Source organism: Streptomyces sp. NPDC086519 (assembly GCF_040686075.1).
In the GTDB taxonomy this organism is placed as follows: Bacteria; Actinomycetota; Actinomycetes; order Streptomycetales; family Streptomycetaceae; genus Streptomyces; species Streptomyces shenzhenensis.
Genome location: NZ_JBFBJL010000012.1, coordinates 1 through 24,609, shown reverse-complemented (window position 1 = coordinate 24,609; position 24,609 = coordinate 1). Strand labels below are relative to the sequence as shown.

The window sequence follows — 24,609 nt, the reverse complement described above, 5'->3', positions numbered from 1 at the left end:
GTTCAGGCTGGTCAGCGTGGTATAGCTTTCCGCACCTGCCTGATCGTTCCCTGTCTTTACTCGGCCTTCCGTTCCCATGACGTTCCCATGAAGGCCCCACAGAGGCGCCTGGGAACGAGGGTGGGGGAGTCTGCTGAGGCCAGCTGCAGTCGGTGAAACGGTGAGCACCGCAGACCCCTTGGGGCCTCTGGCCGTCTGCGCGCGCCCTGTTGGGTCGCTGAGGGAAGCCCAGCGGCTCTCGCGCTACGGGCACACGACCTGGGCGTTGGGCCCGCAGCGCGCCGTCAGGCCCTGGCAGCGCGGGCAGGGGCCGACCTGGTTCGGCATGCAGCGCAGGATGACCGCCGCCGTGGAGGGATCGGTGGTGGGGTCGATGCGTGCCAGCTGGTCGTCCATGTGTCCGAATGTACGTCGGTCGTCCCCGGGCGGGATGGAGGGCATAGGTGTCTTCTTCCGGGCCGGGTCAGTCGACGGCGGTGTGGTCGATGACCGCGACGATGCGGTCCAGGAGGTCCTGGTCGCCTTCGCAACCGTGGTGGATCTGGTGGATCTGGTGGATCAGGCGGGCTGCGGCTGCCGGGTCCACGAAGCGGTCCGGGCGGGGCAGGTCGTTGCGTTCCTCGCCGTGCGGGTGGGCGCGGCCGACGACCAGGCCGGCGGCCTCGAGGATCGGCGGGACTTCGGCCAGCGCTTCGAGGGTGTGCGGCCGCTCCTGGAACAGGGCGTGGATGCGGTGCCCGGCCTTGGCCGTGTTGATGGTGGCGTATGCCTGCCATACCCAGGAACGGTCGCCGATCTGGAAGCGGCCGTAGGTGTCGGGCAGACACAGCTCGATCCAGGGCTCGGCGTCGGGGCCGCCGTCCTCGACGCGGACTTCGGCGTATCCGTCGCGCCAGAACACGCGGGCCTCCCAGTCGGCGGTGTCGCTGGCCAGCTGCTGGACGACGTCGGCGGGGAAGCGGGGGATGACATGGAACGGGAGTTTCCCACCATCTGGTTCGAGTACTACGCGGATGATGCGGTGCTGCACTGCGTCACTGAGCGCCAGGCCCGCGAGGTCCTGGCCGCGCTCAGGGACAGGACGGTCGAAGTCGGGTTGCAGATGCACCCGGACAAGACCCGGATCGTCTACCGCAAGGACGACCACCGCCGCAGCTCGTTCGAGCACACGGCGTTCACGTTCCTGGGGTACACGTTCCGCGCCAGGAAGAACCGCCTCGAACGTCGGCGACCGGTACCGACGAGCCGACTACCCACGCTCGTACGGCTCGGTCGAGCGAAGCGATCGAGTCGCCCGGTCGCGCGGGCTTGATCGGAGAGCATCTCAATCAAGATCGGATTGTGTCGCAATCCAGGGAACTGAATGGTCATTTTGCCGAGTTCAGATCGAGGTGGAAGCCACGGACCGTTCTCGCGTCGAATTGGTCCCGCATGTGATCGGGTCGGCCATGTCCGAGCCTGCTGTATCACCGCCTCCGAGGGCACGAATACGGCGATCGTCCCTCCGCCGCACTCGTGCAGGCTGATCAGTTACTCGCGCGTCGATGAATGACGGACTGGGTCATGGCCTGGGCATTGCCCAAATAGACGGAAGGGTCGCTCAGCTGCCGGATCCGATCTTCGCCGAGGCTCACGACGACGTCCGGGGTCCTGAGCAGCTCATCGACCAGGTCGGTACCGCTTTCCGCGGCCCGGGCACAGGCATCGTAGACAATGTGGTGGGCCCGTTGACGGCCGAGGTCAGGCGCGAGGGCCATCATGACCGCCTCGGCGAGGATGAGCCCTCCGCTGAGGCCAAGGTTTTCACGCATTCGGGCAGTGTCGACGTCCAGGTTTGCCACCGTGTGGGTCGCCTGGGCGAGGGAGGAGGACAGCAGCAGGAACGCTTCTGGGATGACGGCCCATTCGATGTGCCAGGGACCGGTGGCGCGTTCGAAGTCCTGCATCGCCGCATCCAGCATGGCTGAGGACTTGTCCCGCAGAAGTTTCGCAGCAGCGACCATGAGTTCACTGGAGATGGGGTTGCGCTTCTGCGGCATGGTGGAGCTCGCGCCACGCCCCTTGACGTATGGCTCGGCCAGTTCCCCGAACTCGGTCGAACACATCAGGGCGACGTCCATGCCGATCTTCCCAACGGATGCGCCGATGGCAGCGAGGAGCCAGACGATTTCCGTAAGACCGTCCCGCGCCACGTGCCAGGTGATTTCGGGGTCCCGCAAACCGAGTTCCACGGCGAGTTCAGCACGTATGCGCAGAGCTTCGGGTCCTGGTCCGAGAGAGGCCAAGGTGCCGACGGCTCCTCCGAATTGGACCATCAGGTCGCGTCGTCGCACGTCGGCGAGACGCTCGGCGTATCGGTCCAGTGCCGAGAGCCATACGGCGACGCGGTATCCGAAAGTGACGGGCAGAGCGTGCTGGAGGTGAGTGCGGCCGGCGGTGACAGTGTTGATGTGTGTGGAGGCCAGTTGCCGCAACTCGTCCCGGAGACGGCCGAGGCTGGCGGCGATCATTCCCAGGCCCTGGGCGCACTGCAGGACTGTCGCGGTGTCCATGATGTCCTGGGTGGTCGCACCCCAGTGCAGGTACCCGCCGGAATCCCCGCACTGCGCGGCGAGTTGGGTGACGATCGGGAGGATGGGATACCCGACATTGTCAGTGTCACGACGCAGCTGCTCATGGTCGAGCTGCGCGGGGTCGCAGAGCGTGGCGATGGCGTCCGCAGATGCCTGCGGGATGATGCCGACGCGGGCCTGTGCCTGCGCCAGTGCCACTTCCACACGCACGACCGTCTCCACGTATGTCTCATCGCTGAAGATGGCACGCATCTCGGGGGTTCCGAACATGTCCCGGAACAACAGGGAGTCGAAGACAGTGCTGCTGCTCATCGGACGTTCTCCACCGCCTGCTGTGTGCCGGGCGGGGTTCGCACCGAGGGAGGTGCCATGTTGATGGCGATGTACTTCTGTTCCAGATACTCGTCGATACCGGTGTTGCCGCCTTCACGGCCGACCCCGGACTGCTTCATGCCGCCGAACGGGGCGCTGGGGTCGGACACGTAGCCTCGGTTGAGACCCACCATGCCGGTTTCGAGCTGCTCGCTCATGCGCAGGGCCCGGTTCAGGTCCTGTGTGTAGAGGTAGCTGACGAGGCCGAATTCGGTGTCGTTGGCCGCTCTGAGAGCTTCCTCCTCCGTGGTGAACGTCTGGATTGCAGCGACCGGGCCGAAGATCTCTTCCCGGGTGATCCGCGCTTCGGCGGGGATGTCGGTCAGAACGGTCGGGGGGTAGAAGTAGCCCGGACCCTCCGGTACAAGAGCGCCTGCCCGTGCGCGGGCGCCGGCGGCAATCGTTTCGTCGACGAGGTCGGCGACGCGGCGGCGCTGGATGTCGTCGATCAACGGTCCGAGGTCGACGGCGGGGTCGGTCCCCGCTCCGACGACGATCGTGCCCATGCGATCCACCAGCTTCCGGGTGAACTCTTCCGCGACGTCGGCGTGGACGTGGAAGCGGTTGGCTGCGATACAGGCCTCGCCGATGTTGCGGAGCTTGGCGGTCATTGCGCCGTCGACTGCGGTGTCGATGTCTGCGTCCTCGCAGACGATGAACGGTGCGTTGCCTCCGAGTTCCATGGAGGTCCGCAGTACGGTGTCGGCCGCTTGTGACAGCAGGAGGCGGCCGACAGGGGTGGAGCCGGTGAACGACAGCTTGCGAAGCCTGCCGTCCCGCAGGAGGGGTTCGGTGACCGCAGCGGCCTGAGTGGTCGGGATGATGTTGAGGACGCCATCGGGCAGTCCGGCTGCGGTGAGTACGTCGGCGAGCGCGGCTGTGGTGAGCGGTGTCTGTGCCGCAGGCTTGACGATCATCGTGCAGCCTGCTGCCACGGCCGGTCCGATCTTGCGGGCCGGCATGGCCAGCGGGGCGTTCCATGGGGTGATGAGCAGGCAGGGGCCCACCGGATGGCGGGTGACCAGAACGCGGGCTGTACCGTCCTCGCTGACCTTCCAGCTGCCGTCGATACGGACGGCTTCCTCACCGAACCAGCGCAAGTAGTTCGCGCCGTACAAGACCTCTGCCCGTGACTCGGCCAGCGACTTGCCCATCTCCAGGGTGATGAGCAGCGCGAACTCCTCCATGCGCTCGATCAGCAGATCATGCGCGCGACGCAGGATCTCGCCCCGGTGGCGCGGGGGGACTTCCGCCCACTTGGACTGTGCGGCGCTGGCGGCATCAAGCGCGGCGAGCGCGTCCTCCGGGACAGCGTCGGACACCTCGCACAACGTCTCGCCGGTGGCGGGATTCTCCACCGGGAACGTCGCGCCCTCTGCCGCCGGCCGCCATCGGCCGGCGATGAACACCCCCTTCTCCAGTTGGCCTATGACGTCGCACTTGGGTGTGGTCATGTTCATGGAACTCTTCCTCGTGGTTGATCACAGCAGGGGAAGCAGGTAGAGCTGCTGCCGGTGTCGCTTGTCTGTCTGAGAAGGACAAGGCGACACCGACAGCGGGCCGGCCAAATGGCAGCAGCAGTACGCGACACCGCACTGACGCGTACTGCTGTGCTGGATTCAGCCGAGTGTGGTGATCAGGTCTTCGGCCATGCGGGCGCTGGAGGCAGGGTTCTGGCCCGTGAAGAGGTTGCCGTCCTGCACGTTGTACTGCTGGTAGGGCGAGCCACCGGAGTGGATCGCGCCCAGTTCCCGCAGTCGGCCGGCCAGCAGCCAGGGCGCGCCGTCGGCCGTTCCGAACAGCCGTTCCTCCTCGTCGGTGAACGCGGTCATCTCACGTCCGGCGAAGATCCACTTGCCGTTCTCGTCCACGGCGCTGAGCAGGGCGGCCGGGCCGTGGCAGACCGCGCCGATGGGCTTTCCAGTCCTGTCCGCATCGATGAGAAGGCGGCCGAGGTCGGCGTCTTCGAAGAGATCCACGACCGGACCATGACCGCCGGGCAGGACGATCGCGACGTAGTCGTCGACGTCGACCTCGTCGAGCCTGAGCAGCGGACCGAAGTCACGCAGCGCCTTCTCGGCGTGCGCCACATGGCGTGCGCAGTCCTCACCGGCGATCTCGGGGTCGGCGCTGTGCCGGTCGAGCGGCTGCAGCACACCTCCCGGGGAGGCGAAGTCGACCGTGTAACCAGCCTCGACGAACTTCTCGTGCGGAGCGGCCACTTCCTCGGCCCAGTACCCGGTCGGGTAGCGCGAACCGTCGGTACGCACCCAGACGTCCGCGGCCGACATGACGATCAGGACCTTGCTCATGAGCAATACCTCCAAGCTGCGCGGGTGGTCAGGCGGTGGCAGGAAAGTCGGTGGCGGGCGCGGACTGCACGGTCGCGTCCAGGTTCGCCTGCAACGCCCGCACCTTGGAGGTGGCATAGGCGTGGGAGTCCGAGCCGAGGACCTGACGCAGCGGACCCTCGCCGGCCACGACCCGGTCGATGATCGCCGCAGCACCCTTGACCGGGTCGCCGGGCTGGCTGCCCTGCAGCTTCAGGTGGCTGTCGACCATCTCCCGGATGCTTGGGTAGTGCTCCGTGGTGGCGGCCGGCAGCACGAGGGAGTCCCGGGTGAGGAAGTCGGTACGGAAGTAGCCCGGCTCGACGATGGTCACATTGACCCCGAAGTCCGCCACCTCGGCGGCCAGGGCCTCACTCAGGCCCTCCAACGCGTACTTGCCTGCGCAGTACAGCGCCCAGCCCGGGACTGAGACCAGCCCCAGAACCGACGACACGTTCACCACATGCCCGCTGCGCTGCTCACGCAGGATGGGCAGTGTGGCACGAAGCACGTTCCACACTCCTGCGACCTGCACATCCAGCATGTTCCGCACATCACGGTCGGTGGTCTCCTCCACCGCGGCCAAAAAGCCGTAGCCCGCGTTGTTCACCACGACATCCAGACCACCGAAACGCTCGGTGGTCCTCACCACTGCCCGCTGCACCTGCGCCTCATCACGCAGATCCACCGTCAGCGGCAGAAGACGCGAGGTGTCGACCCCCTCACCGAGCGCCGCGAGCAGCCGTTCGGACGAACGCGTCGTCGCCGCGACACTGTCGCCACGCTCCAGCAGTTGCCGGACCAGGTGCAGCCCCAGGCCACGAGAGGTACCGGTCACGAACCAGATGGCAGATCGGTCAGTGGGAAAAGTCATGATCGTTTTCCTTGCACGGTCAGCGGATTGGAATGCGTGGCCGCCAGGAAATGCCTGCCGGGCACGTATCCAGACTGGCCCGTGATTCGGGCACGCGGAGACGAATACCGTGCCCTACAAAACCGTGTATGGAGGAACCTAGTACGGATAGGGCCAGCTTTGAGCGTTGAGCATCGTTGACACTGGCCTGTGTGACTCTCAACGAGAATTCGCTGACCTTCTGAGAAGAGCCCGTACTCAGGTCGTCCCCTGGCGTGTTGGTCTCCCCCGGACGGCCGCGTGCGACCGACCCCGGACTGCGCCGTGAGGAGGTCGCGCATGGCAGGCGTAGCGCCACGCACGTAAGCACGACCTGGCCGATGTGCAGACTGGTCGACAGGCCTCGGCCCCGAAAGCTCGATCACCACCCGGCGCTGCTCAACTCCGCCCGGATTTCATGCGCCTGGTGATGTCGGGCGCCACTGGGCCCCCGACTCGACCCACCCAATCGGACCGACGACTCCCCTGGCACGCACTGAGATCGTCCGCGCGAGCAGAGGCCATGCCGCCCTGCCCCAAGGGGACTACGCCTATCTCGTCGGCGTAACTGTCGCCGCCCGCGGTGCCCTGCACCAGGAATGGCTGCGGAAAGGGACGTGCATGTAGCCTCGATTCTTCGGTGGGGTTTGGTCGTTGAGTGGCCCGGCGGTTCGCCCGTAATGTCCCTCGCTGTGTGAGGGTGGGCCGTCGCGTGTCGCTGCGGGGTGCGCCGGGTTCTACGGGCCCGGAGACTGCTGGCCTTCCTCCTCTCGGTGTGTGTTGGGGCGGAGGCTGGTCGTCAGGTGGCGGCGGTCAGGTTGTTGATCCGCTTCCAGCTGGTCGTGAACGCCGTCGCCCAGGGCCAGGTCCGTTCGATGCGCAGGTGGCGGCGTGCGTGGTGGGCGAGGCGGGCGGGCAGGTGGCAGAGGCGGAAGCGCATCGTGTCCGGCTCGGCATCGGCGAGGTCCGCGTGGTCGTGGAGGGTCAGCAGCCGCAGCCAGGCGTCGAGATCTGCGGCGAGGTTCGCGGTGAGCATCCAGCTCGCTTTCGTTTCCCAGGACTTGGACGGCAGGTTCGCCAGTCCCATCGCCTTGTTGGTGCGCACGCGGTCTTCGACCTCGGCGTGATCGCGGTGGAGGACGTCGAGGAACTGCACTTGGTGGGTGCCGGCGATGTGGCCCATGTGCCGGATGTTCGTTGCGGTGATCGAGTAGCGCCAGCCGGTGTTCTGCTCGAACGCGGTCAGCTTTCCCAGGTGCCGGCGGGAGGGCTTGACGCGGCGGACGATCAGCCGCATGCCCTTGGGCCAGCCCTCACGCGTGTTCAGCCCGGTCAGCTCGGCGACGAAGTAGCCCTCCTGGACCTCGCCGTCCTGTCGCAGGGAGGTTTCCCAGGCGGCTTCGGGGAGACGGGCGATGGCGCGTTCGTCCTCGGGCGTGATTGTCCAGCCGACGGTGTAGCGGACCGTGCGCCGCGTGGTGTTCAGCGCCTGGAGGCGCTCGAGCAGGCCGTGCGTGGCACCGGCGCCGTCGACCCGCACCAGGATCTTGACCTGCGAGGAGTGGGGTATCTGCGCGAGTGCGGCATCCAGCACCCGCAGGTGATCGGCGACGGTGTTCGCGCCGGCGTTGCCCTCCCTCAGCTCCATCGCCAGGCACTCGTCGGTGTTGGCCAGCCACGCGGCCAGCGGGTGAAAGCCGAAGGTGCCCTTGAACGTGCCGGCGGCGCCCTGTTTCCTGGAGGCCGCGGTGATGACCGTGGCGTCCATGTCGAGCACGATCCAGCCCTTCAGATGCCGCCCCGCGACGGTCAGATACGGGAAGCCGCCGGGCCGCAGGTGCAGCAGCGCCCAGACATGGCGACGCACCCGCTGTCGTACCTTCGCGATCTGTGCGCGCCGCGTCTCGTCCGTCGTGGACAGCAGCCGGTGCAGCGTGGAGTCCGACACTGCCGGTCCGAACAGGGAGCCGTGGTGGAGCTGGAGCTGCTCGGCCTCCAGCAGATTCGTGGCGCCGAGCGCGATCGCGACGACGAGGCCGACGAGCGCGGTGGCCCGGTCCCGCCACGACGAGGTCGTGCCCGACGGCAGCACTCCCGCCAGCGCGTCGGTCAGGCCGACGCGGTCGGCGAGCTTGTGCAGCAGCACCACCCCTGCATGCCCGACCAGCCCTTTCCCATCGGCCGTCACAGACAGACCGCGGTCCCACCCTGTACGCCCGCTCACCAGAAAGGTGCCCTGACTCCTGCGCCGGATTCGATCTAGACACTCGCATCCTTGCAGGTCGGCGGCACCTTTCTGCTGTCAGGGAGGCAGATCGACCAATTCCGCTGAAGAGCCGGGGTTCAAGGGTAGTTGGCCCGTTGCCTTTCGTGGGCTGGGTTGTAGCGCTGTTCGACGGACCTGTCACAGACGGGTTGCGACGCGGATCAGGTCGGCGGCTGCACGCAGTCGGCTCTGAGGCGGCCAGGCGATCACCGTCGTCACGGGAGGAGCGTCCGCGACGGGCACGGCGGCAAGGTCCCGGCGCAAGTCGGTGGCGACCGATTCGGGTACGGTCACGGTGGCCCGTCCGAGGGCGATCAGTTGGAAGAGTTGTGTCAGGTTCCGTACCTCGGCCCCCGGTCCCTCCGGGTAGCCGCCGTCGGGACGGGGCCATCGGGCCATCGGCAGGTCCAGTAGCGCGGTGACCTCGGCCATCCGGATCTGGGTCCGGTGGGCGAGTGGGTGGGCGGTGGGCAGGAGCGCGACCTGGCTTTCGGTGTAGAGCGCTTCGGTGTCGAGTCCGGCCGTCGAATCGAAGGGCAGGTGCAGCAGCGCCACGTCGGCCTGCCCGCTCTGCAGCAGGTTCTGATGCTGATGTGCCTCGCAGAGCAGCAGTTCGACGGCGGCCGCGCCCTGCTCCGCGCGGTAGGCGTCGAGGAGTTTGGCCAGGAACTCGTCGGCGGCGCCGGATTTCACGGCGAGCACGACGCGCGGGCGCGGTTGGGCGGCCTGCCGGGTCCGGCGCTCGGCTGCGGCCAGGGCGCCGAGGATGGTGCGGGCCTCGTCCAGCAGCACGGCTCCGGCCTCGGTGAGGGTTACCTTGCGGCTGGTGCGCTCCAACAGGGTGACCCCGAGTCGCCGTTCGAGGCGCGCGAGGGCTCGCGAGAGCGGCGGCTGGGCCATCTCCAGCCGCTCGGCGGCCCTGCCGAAGTGCAGTTCCTCGGCGAGGGCGACGAAGTACCGCAGCTCGCGTGTCTCCATCCGTCCACAGTAGCCCGGCGAACGCGGATCGATACCGCGAGGGTATTGCTGTGTTACCGAGATGGCGATTGGTCTCCGGCCGAAGCGCGGCCAGACTCGCTGTCATGAGCGAGAAGACAATCGCGCTGGTCACCGGCGCGAACAAGGGAATCGGTTACGAGATCGCCGCCGGGCTTGGCGCATTGGGCTGGAGCATCGGTGTCGGCGCGCGAGACGGTGAGCGCATGGCCGAAGCCGTGGCGAAACTGCGTGCGGCGGGCACCGACGCCTTCGCGGTGCCCCTGGACGTGACCGACGATGCAAGCGTGGACGCCGCCGCGCGGCTGATCGAGGAGCGAACTGGACGCCTCGACGTGCTGGTCAACAACGCGGGCATCGCGGGCGGCTGGCCGGAAGCGCCCTCGACGCTCGATCCGGCGACCGTGCGGCGGCTGGTGGAGACCAACGTCATCGGCGTCATCCGGGTCACCAACGCGATGCTCCCGCTGCTGCGCCGCTCGGCCCACCCGCGTATCGTCAACCAGTCCAGCCACGTCGGCTCCCTCACCCTGCAGACCATCCCCGAAGTCGACCTCGGAGGGATCAGCGGAGGCTATGCGCCGACCAAGACCTACCTCAACGCCGTCACCATCCAGTACGCCAAGGAACTGAGTGGCACCGGCATCCTGATCAACAACGCCTGCCCCGGCTACGTGGCCACCGACCTCAACGGGTTCAGCGGCACTCAAACCCCTGAGCAGGGCGCGGCGATCGCCATCCACTTGGCGACCCTTCCCGACGGCGGCCCCACCGGCCAACTCTTCGACGACAACGGAGTCGTGCCCTGGTGACGGTCACATCCGCGCCCGCAACTGCGCTGATGACGCGTCCGGCCCAGGAGGGAAGGACGGCAGTCGGATTTCGTGGGCTGATAGGTGTCGTCATGCCGTGAGCGCGAGGCGTGTGCGGTAGTGGTGCCAGCGGGCTCGAGCTTGGTGGCGTCGGCGCCAGTTGGACCAGGCCAGATGGAATTCAATGTCCTGGATCGCCGGTATTCGCTGAGCGCTGGCCGTGGCCAGTAGGCGCTGGATCTCGGGGACGGTCAGCGCGGTCATACCGCAGTCGGCGGGTGCCTGCCGGTCGGGGTCGTCGGGCAGGACGGGTAGAGGATGAGCGGCTTTGGCCAGTGCTGATGCGACGGCCAGCAGCGCGTAGGCGGCCAGGGCGAGAGCGGTGTGCCGTTTCCAGGCTCGGTAGCCACGTACCTGGGTCCCGTCGAGGCCGACGGCCTGCTTGGCGTCCTGGAAGTCTTCCTCGATCGCCCATCTGCTGCCTGCGACCTTGATCAGGTCGGTCAGGGAGCAGACGTAGCGGTCCGGGACGTAGGCGATGTAGAAGGCCAGTTCGCTCGGGTCGCTGATGTTCCGGCGAATCAGCAGGTGGTGGCGCGGGCAGGCGGTGGCGATCCACGCCCAGTCGTACAGGCGCCGGCCCTTGGACCCGTTCCCGCACGAGCGACGGTTCCAGCCGCGCGGCTCGACCAGTCCAATCGCCTGGTCGGCGCGTATCTTCACGCGCCCGGAGGTGGTCAGCTGAAAGTCGCGGCCGATCGCGAAGACGTAGCCGATGCCGCGCTGCTCGAACAGCTCCCGCAGCTCGGTGCTGCGCCCGTAGACCTCGTCGCCGGTGGCCCAGGCCGGGTCGAGCCCGGCATCCAGCGCCCGCCGGGCCTGGTCCCGAGCGATCTGGCCCTTGGTCGCGAAGGCATGCCCGGCCTCGAACCCGGCCCGGCGCATCCGGTCGGGGTCGGCAAACCACTCGCGCTGCACGTACAACTCCCGGTCGATCAGCGCGTGCCCGTGCACCGTGGCGTAGCTGGCGTAGACCGCGACGATCGCGTTCTCGATCCGGCCCGCGGTGCCGGTGTACTGTCGGCCGACGCCCGCAGTGGCCTGCCCCTTCTTTAAATCACCGGTCTCATCGAAGATCAGCACCCCGCCCTCGCCCAGGTGGCGGGCGACGTAGGCACGCACCGCATCGCGCACCGCGTCCTCATCCCACACCGCGCCCGAGAGCAGATGCTGGAGCCGGTAGGGGCGCTCGTGTCCCACCGCCTGCGCCAGCGCCCAGCAGTTCCCGGACACCCCCGGCATCAACAGCGCCCGTACATACGCCATCGCGTTCGACCGCAGGTCACGCCGGGAGAAGACAGCCGCGAGCAGGTCGGCGAGCTCCGCGAAGCGCGCCTCGAACCCTCCCGCTATGGTGGCCGAGCAGGCCGTTCCTTGATCGAATTGCGTCACACCATGATGATCACGGAGCGGCCCGCACTCGCAGATCAACGGCACTGACCCCACGTCAGCCGACGAAGTCCGACTGCCGTACTAATTCCTGATAGACCCCGCCCACCTCAGGTTGGGTTTGTGGTGGGAGCTTGGGGGGCGGTCCAACTGCTCAGCAATTGCAGTGCTTCGGCAGTGGAAGTTTCGGGTTGGGGGTTGTAGACGCAGAGGGTCTGGTCGGTGTCGCCGGGTGCTTGGAGGCATTCGTAGGCGAAGTGGAGGTCGCCCACTACGGGGTGGTGGTAGTGCTTGGTGCCGTGGGTGCGTCGCAGGACGCGGTGGTCGTTCCACCAGGTGGTGAATTCGGGGGAGCGCAGGGTGAGTTCACCGACGAAGTCGGCGAGCCTCCGGTCGTGTGGGTGGCGACCGGCTTCGAGGCGGAGCATGGCGACGGTTTCGCTGGCGATCTGTTCCCAGTCGCGGACGCGGTCTCTTGCCTCGGGATCCAGGAGATAGAAGCGGGCGAGGTTGCGCTGTGTGGCAGGGAGGGCGTCGAAGTCGGTGAGGACTTCGCAGGCCAGGCGGTTGGCAGCGAGGATGTCGGTGCGTCGGCCGATGATGAAGGCGGGGACGTGCCCCAGGGTCTGGAGCAGGAGGTACAGGCCTGGGCGAACGCGTTGTGGACCGGCCGGGGTGCGGCGGGTGGGTGTGGGGCGTGCGAGCAGGTCGGTGAAGTGTTCGCGCTCGGCGGCGTCGAATCGCAGGGCGCGTGCAAGCGCTTCGACCACTTCGGGGGATGGGGTTCCGGCGCGGCCCTGCTCGAGGCGGGTGTAGTATTCGGTGCTCATTCCGGCCAGGCGAGCGACCTCATCGCGGCGTAGCCCGGGCACCCGGCGGATGCGGCCGTCATTCCCGAGCCCTGCCTGGTCGGGTGAGATCCGAGCACGGCGCGAACGCAGGAAGTCGGCCATCTCGCTGCTACGGTCCATGCGTCCAGTGTGAAGCAACGGCGCAGGCTGTGACGGGCGCTGGGTGGTACTGCGAGTACCTGCCTCCCCGGACCACGCCAGCAGCTCATAGACCGGGGTTCCTCTCAGAAACCGGTGCCAGTGCAGTGGCCGTCGATGAACTCCTGCTGGCCTCGGTGCCACCGCCGAGCGCGATCTGGTACTCCCACACCACTCCGTCCCGGATGTCCACTGCGGCAGTGACCAAGACCAGCGTGGGCGCGAACGATGCGTGGTCGCGGATCTTCAGACAGAGCGAGCGCAGGGCTTGATGCAACACAGGGGCATCCTGAACGTGCACCGAGACCGTCGGCTGCAGGAGTTTATGGCATAACGTCACTAACCGTCTTCACAGTGTCAGCGATCCAGCGGGCGCCAGCGGTCACCCGGGCGTCGCCTCCGGGACGGCCGAGGACCCGAACACCCACCGGCATACCACTCACGGTCAGCAGGGGGACGTTGACCACTGGGGCACCCCGCAGAGATCCCGGGGCGTTGAACACCGGGTCCCCGGTGGGCCACGGGGCCAGGGGTTCGCCGGGCGAGTCGCCGGCCCACAGCGGCGCCGGCCCGGGGGAGGAAAGGGATACGAGGACATCCAGGTCCCTGCTGAGTTCGGCATGCTCGTCACGTATCTGCGCACGGTGCCGCAGCAGGTCCGTGTACCCGTCCACACCGAGTGCTTCGGCAATTTTGAGGACGCCCTTGCCCCGGGCGCTGACACCGTCGGGACAGTGAGCCAGCAGGTTACGCAGCGCCCAGTGGTTCTCCCTTGCGGTGATGGCCATCGTCAGGTCACGGGCGCCGATAAGTTGCTACTCGAACCGTTCGACACCGGGGTGGCCGTCCCGTCGGACGACTGGAACACCTGTGGTGGCGAGGCGGCGGAGGAACTCCTCGAACGCTGCCCGGCTGGAGGGATCCGCTCCGGCCCAGCCCTCGGTTTCCATGACGCCGACGGCGAACGGCCGGTGAGGTGGCGGCGGGGCCGGCCGGGAGGGGGCAGAAACGGCAGCAGCCGCTCGTATACCTCCTGGGCATCGGCGGGCCGGCGCTCCGGGCGCTTGCGCAGTAGGTGGAGGACGAGCTTTTCCAGTGTTTTCGGAACGTCGTCCCGTAGCAAGCGCAGTGGCACGGGCGCGGCCTCGACGTGCTGCCGCATCAACTGGTATTCGCCGTCCCCGTTAAACAGGGGCCGCCCGCAGCACAGTTCGAGCAGGATGCAGCCGAGCGCGTACAGGTCGCTATGTGGCGTGACGCGTCCGCCCTGAACCTGCTCGGGTGCCATGTACTGGCTGGTGCCGACCGGGCTGCCGGTGCGGTGATCCTGGTGGCGTCGGTGCGCAGCATCGCGGTGATGCCGAAGTCGAGGACCTTCACCGTGCCGTCCTCCGCCACCAGGATGTTGGCGGGCTTGAACGACGTGGCCGCCAGGACCGTCTCTGACATCAGCAAGGGGACGCCTGATCTGCACCCAGGTTCGTCTGGCCGTAGAGACGGGGGCTTTCCGTTAGATTCTTAAGGAATATCCGAAACGTTACTGATGCGCAGTTCAATGTTCCCAGGACGTTCCCATTCCGCACCCAAAGGCCTTCCGGGGCGGTTCCCTGGAAGGCCTTTGGGTGCGCTGACCTGCAATTTTGTGGTGCCCCCGGCAGGATTCGAACCTGCGACACCCGCTTTAGGAGTTCGATCCGCGCCCGCCCCTGGGGCCGTCGACGGCTGGTCCGACGGTCGCCCGGGGGGTGCTGCCGTATGCCGCCGTCCGGCGTCGTTGATGTCAGCGGTGGATGTCAGAACGTGGTGCGCTGTGCAGGTGGTAGCGGCGATTTGGACGTCGTACCGCCTACGTCATGCAACGACGTCAGACCCCTAGACGGAAATCTTCGATCTTTTGACGAATTACCTCACTGGGGTCGATTCCGAAAGACCTGTCGGTCAGCATCTGTACAATGTCGGCATCAGTAAGAGCCACGATCATCTTATCGTGTTGCACCCACTGGCTCTTAATCGCGTGGACTGCGGACCCCTGGGGCTCTATACGCGTCATAATTAAGGCGAATAGCCCAGTTCCATGCTTGGAAAGATAATTGGCGACCTGAATGATCTCCTGCTTCTCGATCCCGCGTGTGTAATTTTTAGCGTCTGCGACTACGTAGTCTGCGAAGTATTTATCTCTGATAAATTTCCAAAATCCAGTGTCGGCATAGTTGGGGAGGATGAAGTCTCGCCGGTTCATCTCGGCGTCGTCCAAACTCTCCCAGACGGGGGATTTTAGAGGGGGGCAGAATAGATATTCTGCGATGTCTCGGCAAAGGCGCTGGTAGGCCGACCAGGTGGCTCGTCCGGCAGGCATCTGCATGAGCTTATCAACCAAGGCGAGGGCTTCACTCTGTGGAGCTTCCTCGAAGTATTCTGGAGCGAGGAACTTGGATGCCTCGTCTCTCAGGCCCGCGGCCATCGACCTCTGAGCGATCCATGGCCCATCCCAAATTTCGATCCCGCTGTTTGTGAGTGGGTCCGTGCCCTTGTTCGCCAAAATTCCAGGAGCTGCCAAAACGAGGCGCTTCCTGCGGGCGCCATGCTGTGTTGCCCGGGCGAGACGACCATAATGCTTCATTTGATTTACGACATCTTCAATGCGAAGGTTCGTCTGCGGTGACACGCGTTTGACCTCAATGACGAACACGTCATCCTCTGACTCGGCGATAATGTCCGCACGCGCCCCTGGTCCCAAGAGGACGTCTTGCGATACGTTCCGGTGGCCGGTCTTAACGAGTAGCTGCACGAGGAAATTAGTGAATTCGAGCTCACTGAAATCGAGGGCTCTGCTTTGGACTTGGAAACCAAGGCGATCCAACCATGCAACCGCGTGCGCTTTGCCGCCGCTGAACTCGGAGGGCTGGAGCGCACGTTCGTAGTCCCACTTGTGCGCTACTCCTGCGATCGCCTTCGCGTCGTATTCCCTGCCCTCGTACACGAGGACGTATGTACGGGCCTTGCTGTAGCCGTACTTCGCAAGGAAGGTATCGCGCCCCAACTCGTCGTACTCCGCCAGTGTGTTGAGTACGGACTGCCGTGTGATCGCTCCTCTGCGCATGACCGAAGAGTACGGTCGGGCACTGACAGAGGTGGATGTTCAGTCGATCACCTGAGGCCGAGAGGCGCAGGCGGGAACCTGGGGCGCGACGCGCTGGCTGCCTGTCTCGTGCTGGCCTTCGACACACGGTGACGGGAAGGCCAGCAGCGGGCTGCGCGTACGGTCCGGCTCGCTGCTACTTTGTTTAGCCTGACTGGCCGGTCTACTGATCAAGGGTCTCGCTGACCAGCGGGACTGACGAAGCCCGTGGCTCTGAACTGCTCAGATGCCGTGGGCTTCTGTCGTTGTCGGTCGGCGTCGGGTGGCCTCGCACGGCCCGAGGACGGCCCGGTCTTCGCGGATGGCGCTGTGGGGCCTCAAGACCAAAACTTGTTCCAGCGGCCGGTGGTAAGGAAATCACGGAAAGCGTCTTCGTCCATCTCTTCCACCCACTGAGGGGCTGGATCCTGGTACAGGAGATCAGCTGGCAGGCCGGGAGCGGCCGCGAGGTAGCGCATGGTCATCTCTGGGGTCTTGAGTGCGATCGTTGACACATGGGGGTTGGAGGAACCGATAGCTCGTGACACTGCGCTGCTGGTGAACCTTCCGAAGGAGTAAAGGATGCCCCGATCGGCTCCGATGTCCAGGAGCTTGCCGATGAACTGATCCACTAGTTGGATGTTGACCGGTCGCCCATGGCGCTTGCACTCGACGGCCACGGTCACCTCCTGACCTACGACCGCCCCAGTTGCCAGAACATCTATCTGGCGCTTCTTGCCGCTTAGGCGGCCGGTGACGTACTCGTTATGGACCACCTTGGCAGCAGGGTCCAGAGTGCTCAGCATGGTGCGGACTGACTGCTCGTAGCGCTGCCACAGTGGGTTCGGAGTCGACGGCATGGCCGCAAGCTAGTCCATAGGCCAACTCGAGGTCTCCGGTTCCGACTATGCGCTGCGCCCTGTCGGCTGGGTGTGAGCCGGCGGATTGACGCAAGCCACCGTGGGTCGTACTCCTGCCGCGTAGGTGTACGGTCCCCGCCAGGCGAAACAGCGAGCGGCTGTTGCGGTGCGCAGTGCCCGCGCCACCATGTCCTCCGCGGTTCGCCGCTGATGGGACACGGACCTCTTCGTCCCGAAGCAACTTGGGTAAGGGCTCGGCCTGGGGCCGGTGTACTCCTCACCTGTGCTGATAGTCCGCCGACGTCCGTGCTCGTCCGCCTGGCTCTGTTCACGAGTTCCGACAGCGGATGTACGTGACTTCGGGCAGCGCCCCGGCAGGGCCGTGTTCGATGTTCACGAGAAGCGACAGCACCCACATCGGCTCCTCGTCGGTAGCCGCAGGGGCGAGCCGGGGGGCGCGTTCGCCGTGCCCTGCGCTGTTCTTGGGGGTGAGCCGCCGATCGCGACGAGGGCCTCGTGGTCTCGCGGAGTTGCCTGGCCGAATCGAGCAACCAAGAGGGCCCCGTCGTCGGCCGGGCCCGAAAACGCTTCGGGCTCCTAGCCCCCCTCACGGCTTTACGACGTCTTCCTGTCGAGAGAGGTCGGGGTGCCGCAGTGCTCGTTGCCGTCGGTCAGATCGTCGCGCACCAGGACAAGGAGTTGTGCCAACTGCGAGCGTTGAGTGCCGGTCAGCGAGCGGAAGAGGCCGTCTTCCACCTCCTGCTGCGCGGCTGCCGCGTCTTGCAGCCGCTGCTGTCCCGCCTCCGTCAGCACGACCAGGTGGCGGCGCCGATCGCGAGGGTCACGCGTGCGCGTCACCAGTCCCTCGTCCTCCAGAGGATTGAGCTGCGTGACGAGCACGCTGGCCGCGGTATCTGTCTCGGCGGCCAGGTCGGTCTGCGCCAACGGACCGCGATCGTGAAGCAGCCCGAGGATATGGAACTGCCGCGGCGTGAGGTTATTGGCGGTGTGCGCATCCCTCAGACGACGCATGGCCTCGTGCCCCAGAAGGGCGAGCATGAGGCCTGGGCTGTTGCGGTGCTCGTCGAGCAGCGCCGGGCCGGAGGCGGTGGAGGTAGCCGAGGTCACCCGTTCACTTTATCTCACGTGATCGTGTAGGTTCCTACATTAATGATGCACCTGCACGATTAATGAACCGAAAGCATTTCCGCCTCCGTACCGCCCCCCTTCACCCGAGGAGCGCCATGTCGCCCACCCGTCCGACCCTGCTCCCCGATCCGAGTGCGGATCTGGGCCTGCACGGAACACGCGCCGTCGTCACCGGGGGAAGCCGCGGCATCGGCGCCGCCACGGTGCGCCGTCTGGTCACGGCCGGCGCGCACGTGGTCGCCGTCGCCCGCAACCGAGCCGAAGTCCCCACCGGGGTACAAGTGGTGACCGCCGATCTGAACACCTCCGACGGGGCCGAGCAGGCGGCAGCCGCAGCGCTCGACCTTCTGGGCGGCATCGACGTACTCGTCGACAACGCCGGACGCAACACCCAGGTACCCGACGGCGTCCTCACTGCGACCGACGAGGACTGGCTGGCCAACCTCGAAGCCAACCTGCTGTCCGCCGTCCGCCTCGACCGCCTCCTCGTCCCGCATATGACGGCACAGGGCCACGGGGCAGTCGTCCACGTGTCATCGAACGCCGCCCGTTACCCTCAGCCCAACGGTGCCCCGTACGCCGCCGCCAAAGCCGCCCTCAACGCCTACAGCAAGAGCCTCGCGACCGCCTGCGGCCCACACGGCGTGCGCGTCACCGCGGTCATGCCTGGAGTCATCGAGACCGACGCCGTCGAAGCAAGCCTGCGGCAGGCGGCAAAACGCACCGGCCGCGACCTGGACATCATCCGCAAGGAGTTCCACCAGCGCCTCGCCACCCCGCTCGGCCGCCCCGGACAGCCCGAAGAAGCCGCAGAGGTGATCGTCTTCCTCGCTTCCCCACGCGCCTCCTACCTCACCGGCATCACCATTTCGGTCGACGGAGGCATCCTCCCCACCCTCTGACGAACCGTCGAAGATCTCCTTGGGCACCAGCAGCTCATTCCCTTCCCGCGCAACGGAAGACGGTTACGGCTGGCGTCGGCGGCTGACCGCAGATCAGGAACTGGGGGGGGCGCAACTCGTGCCCACCGGGCCCTCGGCGCGGGAATCCCCGGCGGTCAACCTGCCCCATTTGGATCCGAGCGAGGCCCTTCGCCGCGAACGGGTGCTGTCGAATCTCATGAACAGTTCGATATGCCCTGATGATGCGGGTGCCTCCCAAACTCGCGTACAGGTGCTGTCGCAACTCGTGAACAGAGCCATCCGCCGTTGTCCGTCGACGTTGTCACGCAGTTAGACACTCACACAGCGGACGTCGCATGAGCTTCAGTCACCCGCGAACCATAGGCAACTGCCTGGGGTGGCCGCGCACTCCTCCAGCATCGTTGCAAAGGCGTCCAGTGCAGCGAGCTGACGTTCATCGCCACATCTCTGCCTCAGACCGTGGATCTCCCGGAGGGCGGGCCGGTGGGTTCGTGCGCCTAGTGGTCGTCACTGGTCACTGTTGTGCAGCCCTGGACGGCCCAGAGACGGCCCTACTTCGGCGCGCTCGGCTGACGGCCGGCACTTTCGAAGCGCTCCGTTGGCGCCTCAGTCGAGGACACCCAGCCACGACGGCGGGTGCGATGACCGACCACGCACGCATGTGCCTCGATTGCTGCGAGGCTTGAGCTGACGTCTACGACCGCCGGGCGTTGCTGGTGTCCGTCGCTGTTGATGTCAGCCATGGATGTCAAGTGCCCCGCCGGTGCGGCGACGGTAGACGGCAGGGTCGGTTCGGGGTGCCGGAGCCCGGGACAGGTCCAGGTAGCACGGGTGGTCGGGGTCGCCAAGTGGTCACTGGGCAGGGGAGCAGGAGAGCCCTAACATGCCGGGCCATGGGCATCGAGGCGGAACGTGTCGCGCAGCTGGCTGACGAACTCAAGATTGGGTTCTGCGGTCTCAGCCTGACCACACTTCCGCTAGCTGACCCCCGTCAGCCGCTCATGGCCATCTACCGCGACCTGTACGAGCAAACCGCTGACTCACCGCTGGTCATCTACCGCAATGACGGTACGCCGCACTCTGCGGAGCGGCTGACAGACATCTTTGCCAAGGCCAGCTCAACTGCGGGTGCTGGACTCGGTGAGGACCTGCTGAACTTCGCCACGATGCATGGTGCAGCCCGCCTGGGTGATGCCATCCAGCGCGCGGGACTGAGTGACAGGACAAGCCCGTTGCTTCAATTCGTGCGGCACTTCCGCAACGCCTGTGCGCACGGCAATCGTTGGTACTTTCAGAACGCGGAACCGAGGCAGCCAGCAGAGTTGCGCGGCATTGTCCTGACATCGGCGCTGCACGGCTCCAAGGCGGCTGGGGGCACTGTTGGTGCGGGCGACTACCTGGACATGCTCGACGACGTGGCGGCCCACTTCAGGGCCTGAGGCTCGTCAGTCCGTCTCGATGACAGCCAGGACAAGCCGCCTCTGTCACTCGCATCTGCTTGCGTCATCGACCCGTCGGTGCCGGCTGAATGACGGGTCATCACGATCCGTTGGATCACGCCTTGTCGTACAGGCTGGTCATCGACTGATCGCGCGGTACCGTGATAGGTCGGTGACAGTGCGTGTGGAGGAGGGGGCAGGTGCAGCAGCCTGATGCCCGCAAGAAGACGATCAACCCCAGCGCGTACAACGCGCTGGCCGACGCACTCTGGTTGATCTACTGGAACAAAGATCCCTTTGAGCTGTACGTCCGCGGGATGCTGAAGGACCACAGCGAGCTCCTGCCGCAGCTCAACTTCCAGGCCACCAAGCGCGAAGTCTCCGGCCAGTTGGTCAAACTACTGCGGGCCAATGAGACCCGGTACCTGGACGTGACCGTGGCGCTCATGCTCGACATCGCCGCTATGGACCGGTTTCCGAACCTCGAACGACAGGTCGATGGTGACGTCATGGTGGCCAAGGCCACGGCGGCCGTCGCGGAACTGCGGCGCTGGACTGGCAAGCAGCAGGACATCATCAAGGAACACGAGGAGCACGCGGCGGCCATAGCCGAGAGTGCGAAGAAAGACCAGGACGGTCGGGTCTTCGCCCAAGCTCATGACGATCTGAAGCAACGGTTCATCGTGATGCACGCGGCGACCGACAGGCACCAGCGGGGGACGGACTTCGAGGGCTTCATCAACGAGCTGTTCGCCCTGTACGACTTGGAGCCGCGGGCGGCCTACATCATGGAGTACGAGCAGATCGATGGCGCGTTCTCCTTCGACACTGACTACTACGTTCTTGAGGCCAAGTGGTGGAAGGAGCGCATCGGCCGACGGGAGCTGGACGTCTTTAAAACCAACATCGAGCGCAAGGGCAAGAACACCCTCGGCTTGTACGTCAGCATGAGCGGCTTCACCTCCGATGCCCTGGCGATCTACAGCCTTAGCACGCCGTTCATCACGATGGACGGCGGCGACTTCATGGCGGTGCTGGACCAACGTATTCGCCTGGACGACCTGATGACTCACAAGAGGAAGCACGCCAGCCAGACTGGTCACTGCTATCTGCCCGTCTCCGAGATCTTCTCGAGGATGGAATAACCTATTAGGAGAGGTGGGGATTGACGCTTGCGCCAACAGCGGCTTTCCGTCATGGCATTGAGAGCCGGTGCGACGGGGGTACGGAGGCGTGAGGTCAGTGGAGTCTCAATGGGTAATGCAAGAGATGTCTTCTTGCCCTGGGTCTTACCGGGGATCTTGGTGAGCTGGGTTTCTGCTGGTCAGGGACTGCGGGATCGTCCACCTAGTGGTGGTCGTTGGTCGTTGTCGGCCACTGTTGAGCGTCCTCGGACAGCCCAGGGACGGCCCAGTTCTGCCGCGCCCTGCTGACGGCCAGCACCTTCAATGCGCCCCGTCCGAACCTCAGCCGACGACAGTCCACCCCGACGGCGGGTGCGCCGACCGACCACGCACGCGTATGCCTCGCTGCACCCCCACCGGCCTCAGCCACGCTGCCATGACGTCGACCAGCGCAAGCCGCGCCGGCCGAACCGTGACGACGATGCATGAGCCTTCAGCTTGGGAAGCTTAGGTCTTGTACAGGCGGCTGTTGGTCTGACCTGCGGCGGAGCTGGTAAGGCACTTGCCTGGCCAACGATTTGGTCTCCGTCATTCCCCGTGGTTGCCTGCAAGATCTGGCACGAGCCTGGCACGTCCTCAGTGTCGCACTACTGTGTCACTCCATCCGGTGGCTGGCCCCGTCTTGTGCGCGCCGCTGAGCCATGGATTCAAAGATGGACACTCCCAACTCGCCCTGCAGTCGCTAGAATCCCTTTCCTAGGTCCAGGGGACATCATGCTTCACAGACGAGGAGTGCGTCCTTGAGGCGATTGATTGAGATTAAAGTCAAGGGCCTGCTAGGGCGATTCGATCATAAGATCGAGTTTCCGAAGGAAGATGAATTTATCATTCTCCATGGCCCCAACGGCATCGGAAAAACAAAGCTCCTAGAGCTAATCCGAGCTTTGTCGTCGCCTTTGCGCGTTCACAATATTGCACGCATCCCATTTGGCTCAGCCGAACTGGTTTACTCGGACGGCAGCGCACTGGAAGTAGTTAGGAACTACCAAGAAACACTGCCGCTCGGCGAAGGCCTGGAGAAGAAAACAAGGCAAGTTATCCTCAAGCTACACCTACCAGACAGGAGTGACCCTGTCAGGTGGCACACGAATTTCGATAACGACGAAGTGAATACTGTTCGCTTGCGCGAGTACGCATCGCGATACCTTGGTGTTGAACAAGTAGGGCCTGAACATTGGGAAAGCGACCATGGAGAAGTATTTACGACGAGTGAATTGCTGGAGATTTATGGCGATAGGCTGCCGCCCTCATTTTTCCGAACATCGCAGCAACGAAAAATTCCGCAACCACTTCGGAATTTTATCGACGGCAATGAAGTCCATCTAATTGAGACACAGAGGTTGCTGGGTCTCCAAACATCCTCAACGTCTCCGCGGTCGTCAAGAAACACAGGCGCGATCAAAGTTGAGCAGTTCTCCAAGGATCTAAGTCGCCGACTCGACGAAGCGCTTGCAGAAAACTCACGTGTTTCTCAAGAGCTCGACCGAACTTACCCAGAAAGACTCTTGAGGGCGCAATCGGAGTTTCCAGACGAGCAGAAGATTCGCGCCAGGTATGCTGAGCAGAATGAATTGAGAAGAAGGCTTGCAGAGATTTCTCTCCTGGGCGAGAAGTCTGGAGTCATTAGCATTCCTGATGGTATGGCATCGTGGCAGAAAAATGTTCTTTGGACATACTTGGAAGATAGCGACAAGAAGCTCTCCACCTTCAAAGATATTCTGGACCGAGTAAGCCTCCTTCTTGAGATCGTAAAGAAGCGCTTCCTGTATAAGCATCTGGAAATTGACAGAAGGCGTGGCCTTAAGGTTATCAGCGACGACGAGGATAAGCATGAGCTCCCACTCGCAACCCTCTCCTCTGGTGAACAGCATGAGCTTGTGATCCTATACGATCTCCTCTTCAACGTCCGGCCAGGCGCGCTAGTTTTGATCGACGAACCGGAAATCTCACTGCACGTCTCATGGCAAAAGAGCTTCATTGACGACCTGCGTCGAATTGCCTCCCTAGTCAATTTTCGCTCAATTGTGGCGACGCATTCGCCTCAAATTGCTGGTAAATGGATCGACCGGATGATCTCACTCGCTCCAGATGCTGAGTAATTAGATAGGGGGGAGAATTGCTCGCAGAGCTTACGGGTGACGACTTGTACGCAGAGCTAATCATGCTGCGAACTAACGACAGGCGTCACTTTATCGTGGTGGAGGGTCCTGCGGATGTTGCTGTCTTCGATCGTTTCACCAATCTCGACTTATGCCTTCCGATACCTGCCTACGGTAAAGACAGTGCACATGCCTGTATGTATCGAGTTATCGAAGATGACTTTCGTGGTGTTTTTGCGATCCTTGACCGTGATTGGTTGGAGCTAATCCCGGGCGACCTGCAAGATCCGCGAATCGTGCACACCGATCGATATGATCTTGACGCATGTATATTCTTTGCGGACTCGGTGTATGAAGGCATCGCGAGCAGCTTTTGTGCTGGCAGCGGGTTCCGGGTTGGCGTGCCGGGATGCACGGAGCAAGATATATTGCAGACGTGCGTTGCGCTTTCTTTCCCGATTGGAGTACTGCGCTACATATCGGAGAGAGACGGGCTGGGGTTGAATCTCCGCAAATTTCCCCTAGGTGAAGCAGTAAAAGAGGGAGACTTACTGGTCGACCTGAATGCCCTAATCGATCTGTGCCTGGCGAGAACGAAGGATGGGTCTCACTCCAAAGAGGATCTGAAAGAAGTCCTCACGCGTGAACTCGGTGAAATCTCCATCCCCGCTCGTTACTGCACCGGACATGACCTCGCTAAGGCATTCTCGATTTTGGTTAAATTTCGCTGGAAGGTCAGGATTGGAGCGGACGTTGTGGAGCGCACGGCTCGCTCCTCCCTCAGCGAAGAACGCTTCCGTGACTTCTCCATCTATTCAGAAGCGGCGGGTTGGTTTGAAGGAAAAACGGAAGTGATCTGGAGGTGCTAGTGTTCATGGCCCCGTAAGCTTCCGGCGCGTCGGGCAGTCTGTGGACCTGCCCGGTAAAGCGCGACGTTGGGGCCATGATCTTCGAGGCTCGCGCCAAAGTGGCTCCGTTAAGCCGCGTAGCCGACCGTCCCAGCCACGACATACCCTTTCTCTGACGTCAGGGCGACTGCTTGCTGAACGCGCGGCACGGGCGTCGGCCGGGCTGGAGCGGGGCGGAGACAGACATCCGATGCGGTTGATCAGTCAAGCGGTGTTGGGGAAGGCGGTCTTCTCGTCGTAGGGGATGCGG

General features: G+C 64.5%; 20 protein-coding genes and 1 pseudogene. 7 read left to right on the top strand and 14 right to left on the bottom strand.

From position 1 onward, the window contains the following. Positions 1 to 243 precede the first annotated feature (243 nt). Positions 244 to 396 (bottom strand): hypothetical protein, encoded by a 153-nt coding sequence (locus AB0P24_RS13720; protein ID WP_365793719.1) that lies wholly within the window; start codon positions 394 to 396, stop codon positions 244 to 246. On the opposite strand from AB0P24_RS13720, the gene AB0P24_RS13715 reads away from it, so the two are divergent. Then, positions 326 to 1,312, top strand: coding sequence for a reverse transcriptase domain-containing protein (locus AB0P24_RS13715; protein WP_365793457.1), 987 nt, complete (start codon positions 326 to 328; stop codon positions 1,310 to 1,312). The genes AB0P24_RS13720 and AB0P24_RS13715 overlap by 71 nt on opposite strands. Before the next feature lie 214 nt (positions 1,313 to 1,526). Here the strand turns inward: AB0P24_RS13715 and AB0P24_RS13710 are convergent, their stop codons facing one another. From AB0P24_RS13710 to AB0P24_RS13685, 6 genes are all read right to left on the bottom strand, one after another. Further along, positions 1,527 to 2,885, bottom strand: coding sequence for an adenylosuccinate lyase family protein (locus AB0P24_RS13710; RefSeq protein ID WP_365793455.1), 1,359 nt, complete (start codon positions 2,883 to 2,885; stop codon positions 1,527 to 1,529). Continuing rightward, the gene (locus AB0P24_RS13705) at positions 2,882 to 4,399 is read right to left on the bottom strand and encodes an NAD-dependent succinate-semialdehyde dehydrogenase (RefSeq protein ID WP_365793710.1); all 1,518 of its coding nucleotides are present in this window, start codon (positions 4,397 to 4,399) and stop codon (positions 2,882 to 2,884) included. Before AB0P24_RS13705 ends, AB0P24_RS13710 begins: the two co-directional genes overlap by 4 nt. A 165-nt stretch (positions 4,400 to 4,564) precedes the next feature. Continuing rightward, positions 4,565 to 5,257 carry a type 1 glutamine amidotransferase domain-containing protein gene (locus AB0P24_RS13700; protein WP_365793453.1) on the bottom strand — a complete coding sequence of 231 codons (693 nt, stop codon included), beginning with the start codon at positions 5,255 to 5,257 and terminating at the stop codon, positions 4,565 to 4,567. A gap of 28 nt (positions 5,258 to 5,285) precedes the next feature. Next, on the bottom strand, positions 5,286 to 6,149 hold the full coding sequence (locus AB0P24_RS13695; protein ID WP_365793451.1) for an SDR family oxidoreductase: 864 nt from the start codon (positions 6,147 to 6,149) through the stop codon (positions 5,286 to 5,288). Between the two features lie 817 nt (positions 6,150 to 6,966). Next, positions 6,967 to 8,355, bottom strand: a complete 1,389-nt coding sequence (locus AB0P24_RS13690; protein ID WP_365793449.1) for an IS1380 family transposase — start codon at positions 8,353 to 8,355, stop codon at positions 6,967 to 6,969. Positions 8,356 to 8,571: 216 nt separating this feature from the next. Beyond that, positions 8,572 to 9,411 carry a LysR family transcriptional regulator gene (locus AB0P24_RS13685; RefSeq protein ID WP_365793447.1) on the bottom strand — a complete coding sequence of 280 codons (840 nt, stop codon included), beginning with the start codon at positions 9,409 to 9,411 and terminating at the stop codon, positions 8,572 to 8,574. A gap of 104 nt (positions 9,412 to 9,515) precedes the next feature. Between AB0P24_RS13685 and AB0P24_RS13680 the strand changes: the two genes are divergently transcribed. After that, the gene (locus AB0P24_RS13680; RefSeq protein WP_365793445.1) at positions 9,516 to 10,241 is read left to right on the top strand and encodes an SDR family oxidoreductase; all 726 of its coding nucleotides are present in this window, start codon (positions 9,516 to 9,518) and stop codon (positions 10,239 to 10,241) included. A gap of 90 nt (positions 10,242 to 10,331) precedes the next feature. On the opposite strand, the gene AB0P24_RS13675 is transcribed toward AB0P24_RS13680, so the two are convergent. The 7 genes and pseudogenes from AB0P24_RS13675 to AB0P24_RS13645 all read right to left on the bottom strand — a co-directional run bounded on the left by AB0P24_RS13675 (position 10,332) and on the right by AB0P24_RS13645 (position 17,785). Next, the gene (locus AB0P24_RS13675) at positions 10,332 to 11,693 is read right to left on the bottom strand and encodes an IS701 family transposase (protein ID WP_365793443.1); all 1,362 of its coding nucleotides are present in this window, start codon (positions 11,691 to 11,693) and stop codon (positions 10,332 to 10,334) included. Between the two features lie 107 nt (positions 11,694 to 11,800). After that, a complete protein-coding gene (locus tag AB0P24_RS13670) occupies positions 11,801 to 12,661 on the bottom strand; it encodes a helix-turn-helix transcriptional regulator (protein ID WP_365793441.1) in 861 nt (286 codons plus the stop codon). 341 nt (positions 12,662 to 13,002) lie between these two features. After that, positions 13,003 to 13,467 (bottom strand): amidase family protein, encoded by a 465-nt coding sequence (locus AB0P24_RS13665; protein ID WP_365793439.1) that lies wholly within the window; start codon positions 13,465 to 13,467, stop codon positions 13,003 to 13,005. Positions 13,468 to 13,670: 203 nt separating this feature from the next. Then, positions 13,671 to 14,095 (bottom strand): annotated as a pseudogene (locus AB0P24_RS13660) (serine/threonine-protein kinase); the annotation flags it as partial. A 448-nt stretch (positions 14,096 to 14,543) separates the two neighbouring features. Continuing rightward, positions 14,544 to 15,779, bottom strand: coding sequence for a hypothetical protein (locus tag AB0P24_RS13655; protein WP_365793437.1), 1,236 nt, complete (start codon positions 15,777 to 15,779; stop codon positions 14,544 to 14,546). A gap of 356 nt (positions 15,780 to 16,135) precedes the next feature. Continuing rightward, complete coding sequence (locus AB0P24_RS13650; protein WP_365793435.1) at positions 16,136 to 16,657, bottom strand: restriction endonuclease; 522 nt, start codon at positions 16,655 to 16,657, stop codon at positions 16,136 to 16,138. Between the two features lie 615 nt (positions 16,658 to 17,272). After that, a complete protein-coding gene (locus tag AB0P24_RS13645; RefSeq protein ID WP_362978771.1) occupies positions 17,273 to 17,785 on the bottom strand; it encodes a MarR family transcriptional regulator in 513 nt (170 codons plus the stop codon). A gap of 116 nt (positions 17,786 to 17,901) precedes the next feature. On the opposite strand from AB0P24_RS13645, the gene AB0P24_RS13640 reads away from it, so the two are divergent. The 5 genes from AB0P24_RS13640 (at position 17,902) to AB0P24_RS13620 (ending at position 24,320) form a co-directional block, all read left to right on the top strand. Further along, a complete protein-coding gene (locus tag AB0P24_RS13640) occupies positions 17,902 to 18,708 on the top strand; it encodes an oxidoreductase (protein WP_365793433.1) in 807 nt (268 codons plus the stop codon). 914 nt (positions 18,709 to 19,622) lie between these two features. Continuing rightward, positions 19,623 to 20,168 carry a hypothetical protein gene (locus AB0P24_RS13635; RefSeq protein WP_365793431.1) on the top strand — a complete coding sequence of 182 codons (546 nt, stop codon included), beginning with the start codon at positions 19,623 to 19,625 and terminating at the stop codon, positions 20,166 to 20,168. A 200-nt stretch (positions 20,169 to 20,368) separates the two neighbouring features. Beyond that, positions 20,369 to 21,313, top strand: a complete 945-nt coding sequence (locus AB0P24_RS13630; protein WP_365793430.1) for a restriction endonuclease — start codon at positions 20,369 to 20,371, stop codon at positions 21,311 to 21,313. A gap of 779 nt (positions 21,314 to 22,092) precedes the next feature. Further along, entirely contained in the window at positions 22,093 to 23,451 is a 1,359-nt protein-coding gene (locus AB0P24_RS13625; RefSeq protein WP_365793428.1) for an AAA family ATPase, read from the top strand. A gap of 44 nt (positions 23,452 to 23,495) precedes the next feature. Continuing rightward, on the top strand, positions 23,496 to 24,320 hold the full coding sequence (locus tag AB0P24_RS13620) for a hypothetical protein (protein ID WP_365793426.1): 825 nt from the start codon (positions 23,496 to 23,498) through the stop codon (positions 24,318 to 24,320). The last annotated feature ends 289 nt before the right edge of the window (positions 24,321 to 24,609 follow it).

What these genes read in the sequence shown, in the direction of transcription:
- AB0P24_RS13710 (WP_365793455.1), bottom strand. Translation starts at nt 2,885, where the DNA reads ATGAGCAGCAGCACTGTCTTCGACTCCCTGTTGTTCCGGGACATGTTC.
- AB0P24_RS13705 (WP_365793710.1), bottom strand. Translation starts at nt 4,399, where the DNA reads ATGACCACACCCAAGTGCGACGTCATAGGCCAACTGGAGAAGGGGGTG.
- AB0P24_RS13655 (WP_365793437.1), bottom strand. Translation starts at nt 15,779, where the DNA reads ATGCGCAGAGGAGCGATCACACGGCAGTCCGTACTCAACACACTGGCG.
- AB0P24_RS13665 (WP_365793439.1), bottom strand. Translation starts at nt 13,467, where the DNA reads ATGGCCATCACCGCAAGGGAGAACCACTGGGCGCTGCGTAACCTGCTG.
- AB0P24_RS13715 (WP_365793457.1), top strand. Translation starts at nt 326, where the DNA reads ATGCAGCGCAGGATGACCGCCGCCGTGGAGGGATCGGTGGTGGGGTCG.
- AB0P24_RS13685 (WP_365793447.1), bottom strand. Translation starts at nt 9,411, where the DNA reads ATGGAGACACGCGAGCTGCGGTACTTCGTCGCCCTCGCCGAGGAACTG.
- AB0P24_RS13640 (WP_365793433.1), top strand. Translation starts at nt 17,902, where the DNA reads ATGTCGCCCACCCGTCCGACCCTGCTCCCCGATCCGAGTGCGGATCTG.
- AB0P24_RS13650 (WP_365793435.1), bottom strand. Translation starts at nt 16,657, where the DNA reads ATGCCGTCGACTCCGAACCCACTGTGGCAGCGCTACGAGCAGTCAGTC.
- AB0P24_RS13635 (WP_365793431.1), top strand. Translation starts at nt 19,623, where the DNA reads ATGGGCATCGAGGCGGAACGTGTCGCGCAGCTGGCTGACGAACTCAAG.
- AB0P24_RS13720 (WP_365793719.1), bottom strand. Translation starts at nt 396, where the DNA reads ATGGACGACCAGCTGGCACGCATCGACCCCACCACCGATCCCTCCACG.
- AB0P24_RS13670 (WP_365793441.1), bottom strand. Translation starts at nt 12,661, where the DNA reads ATGGACCGTAGCAGCGAGATGGCCGACTTCCTGCGTTCGCGCCGTGCT.
- AB0P24_RS13680 (WP_365793445.1), top strand. Translation starts at nt 9,516, where the DNA reads ATGAGCGAGAAGACAATCGCGCTGGTCACCGGCGCGAACAAGGGAATC.
- AB0P24_RS13695 (WP_365793451.1), bottom strand. Translation starts at nt 6,149, where the DNA reads ATGACTTTTCCCACTGACCGATCTGCCATCTGGTTCGTGACCGGTACC.
- AB0P24_RS13700 (WP_365793453.1), bottom strand. Translation starts at nt 5,257, where the DNA reads ATGAGCAAGGTCCTGATCGTCATGTCGGCCGCGGACGTCTGGGTGCGT.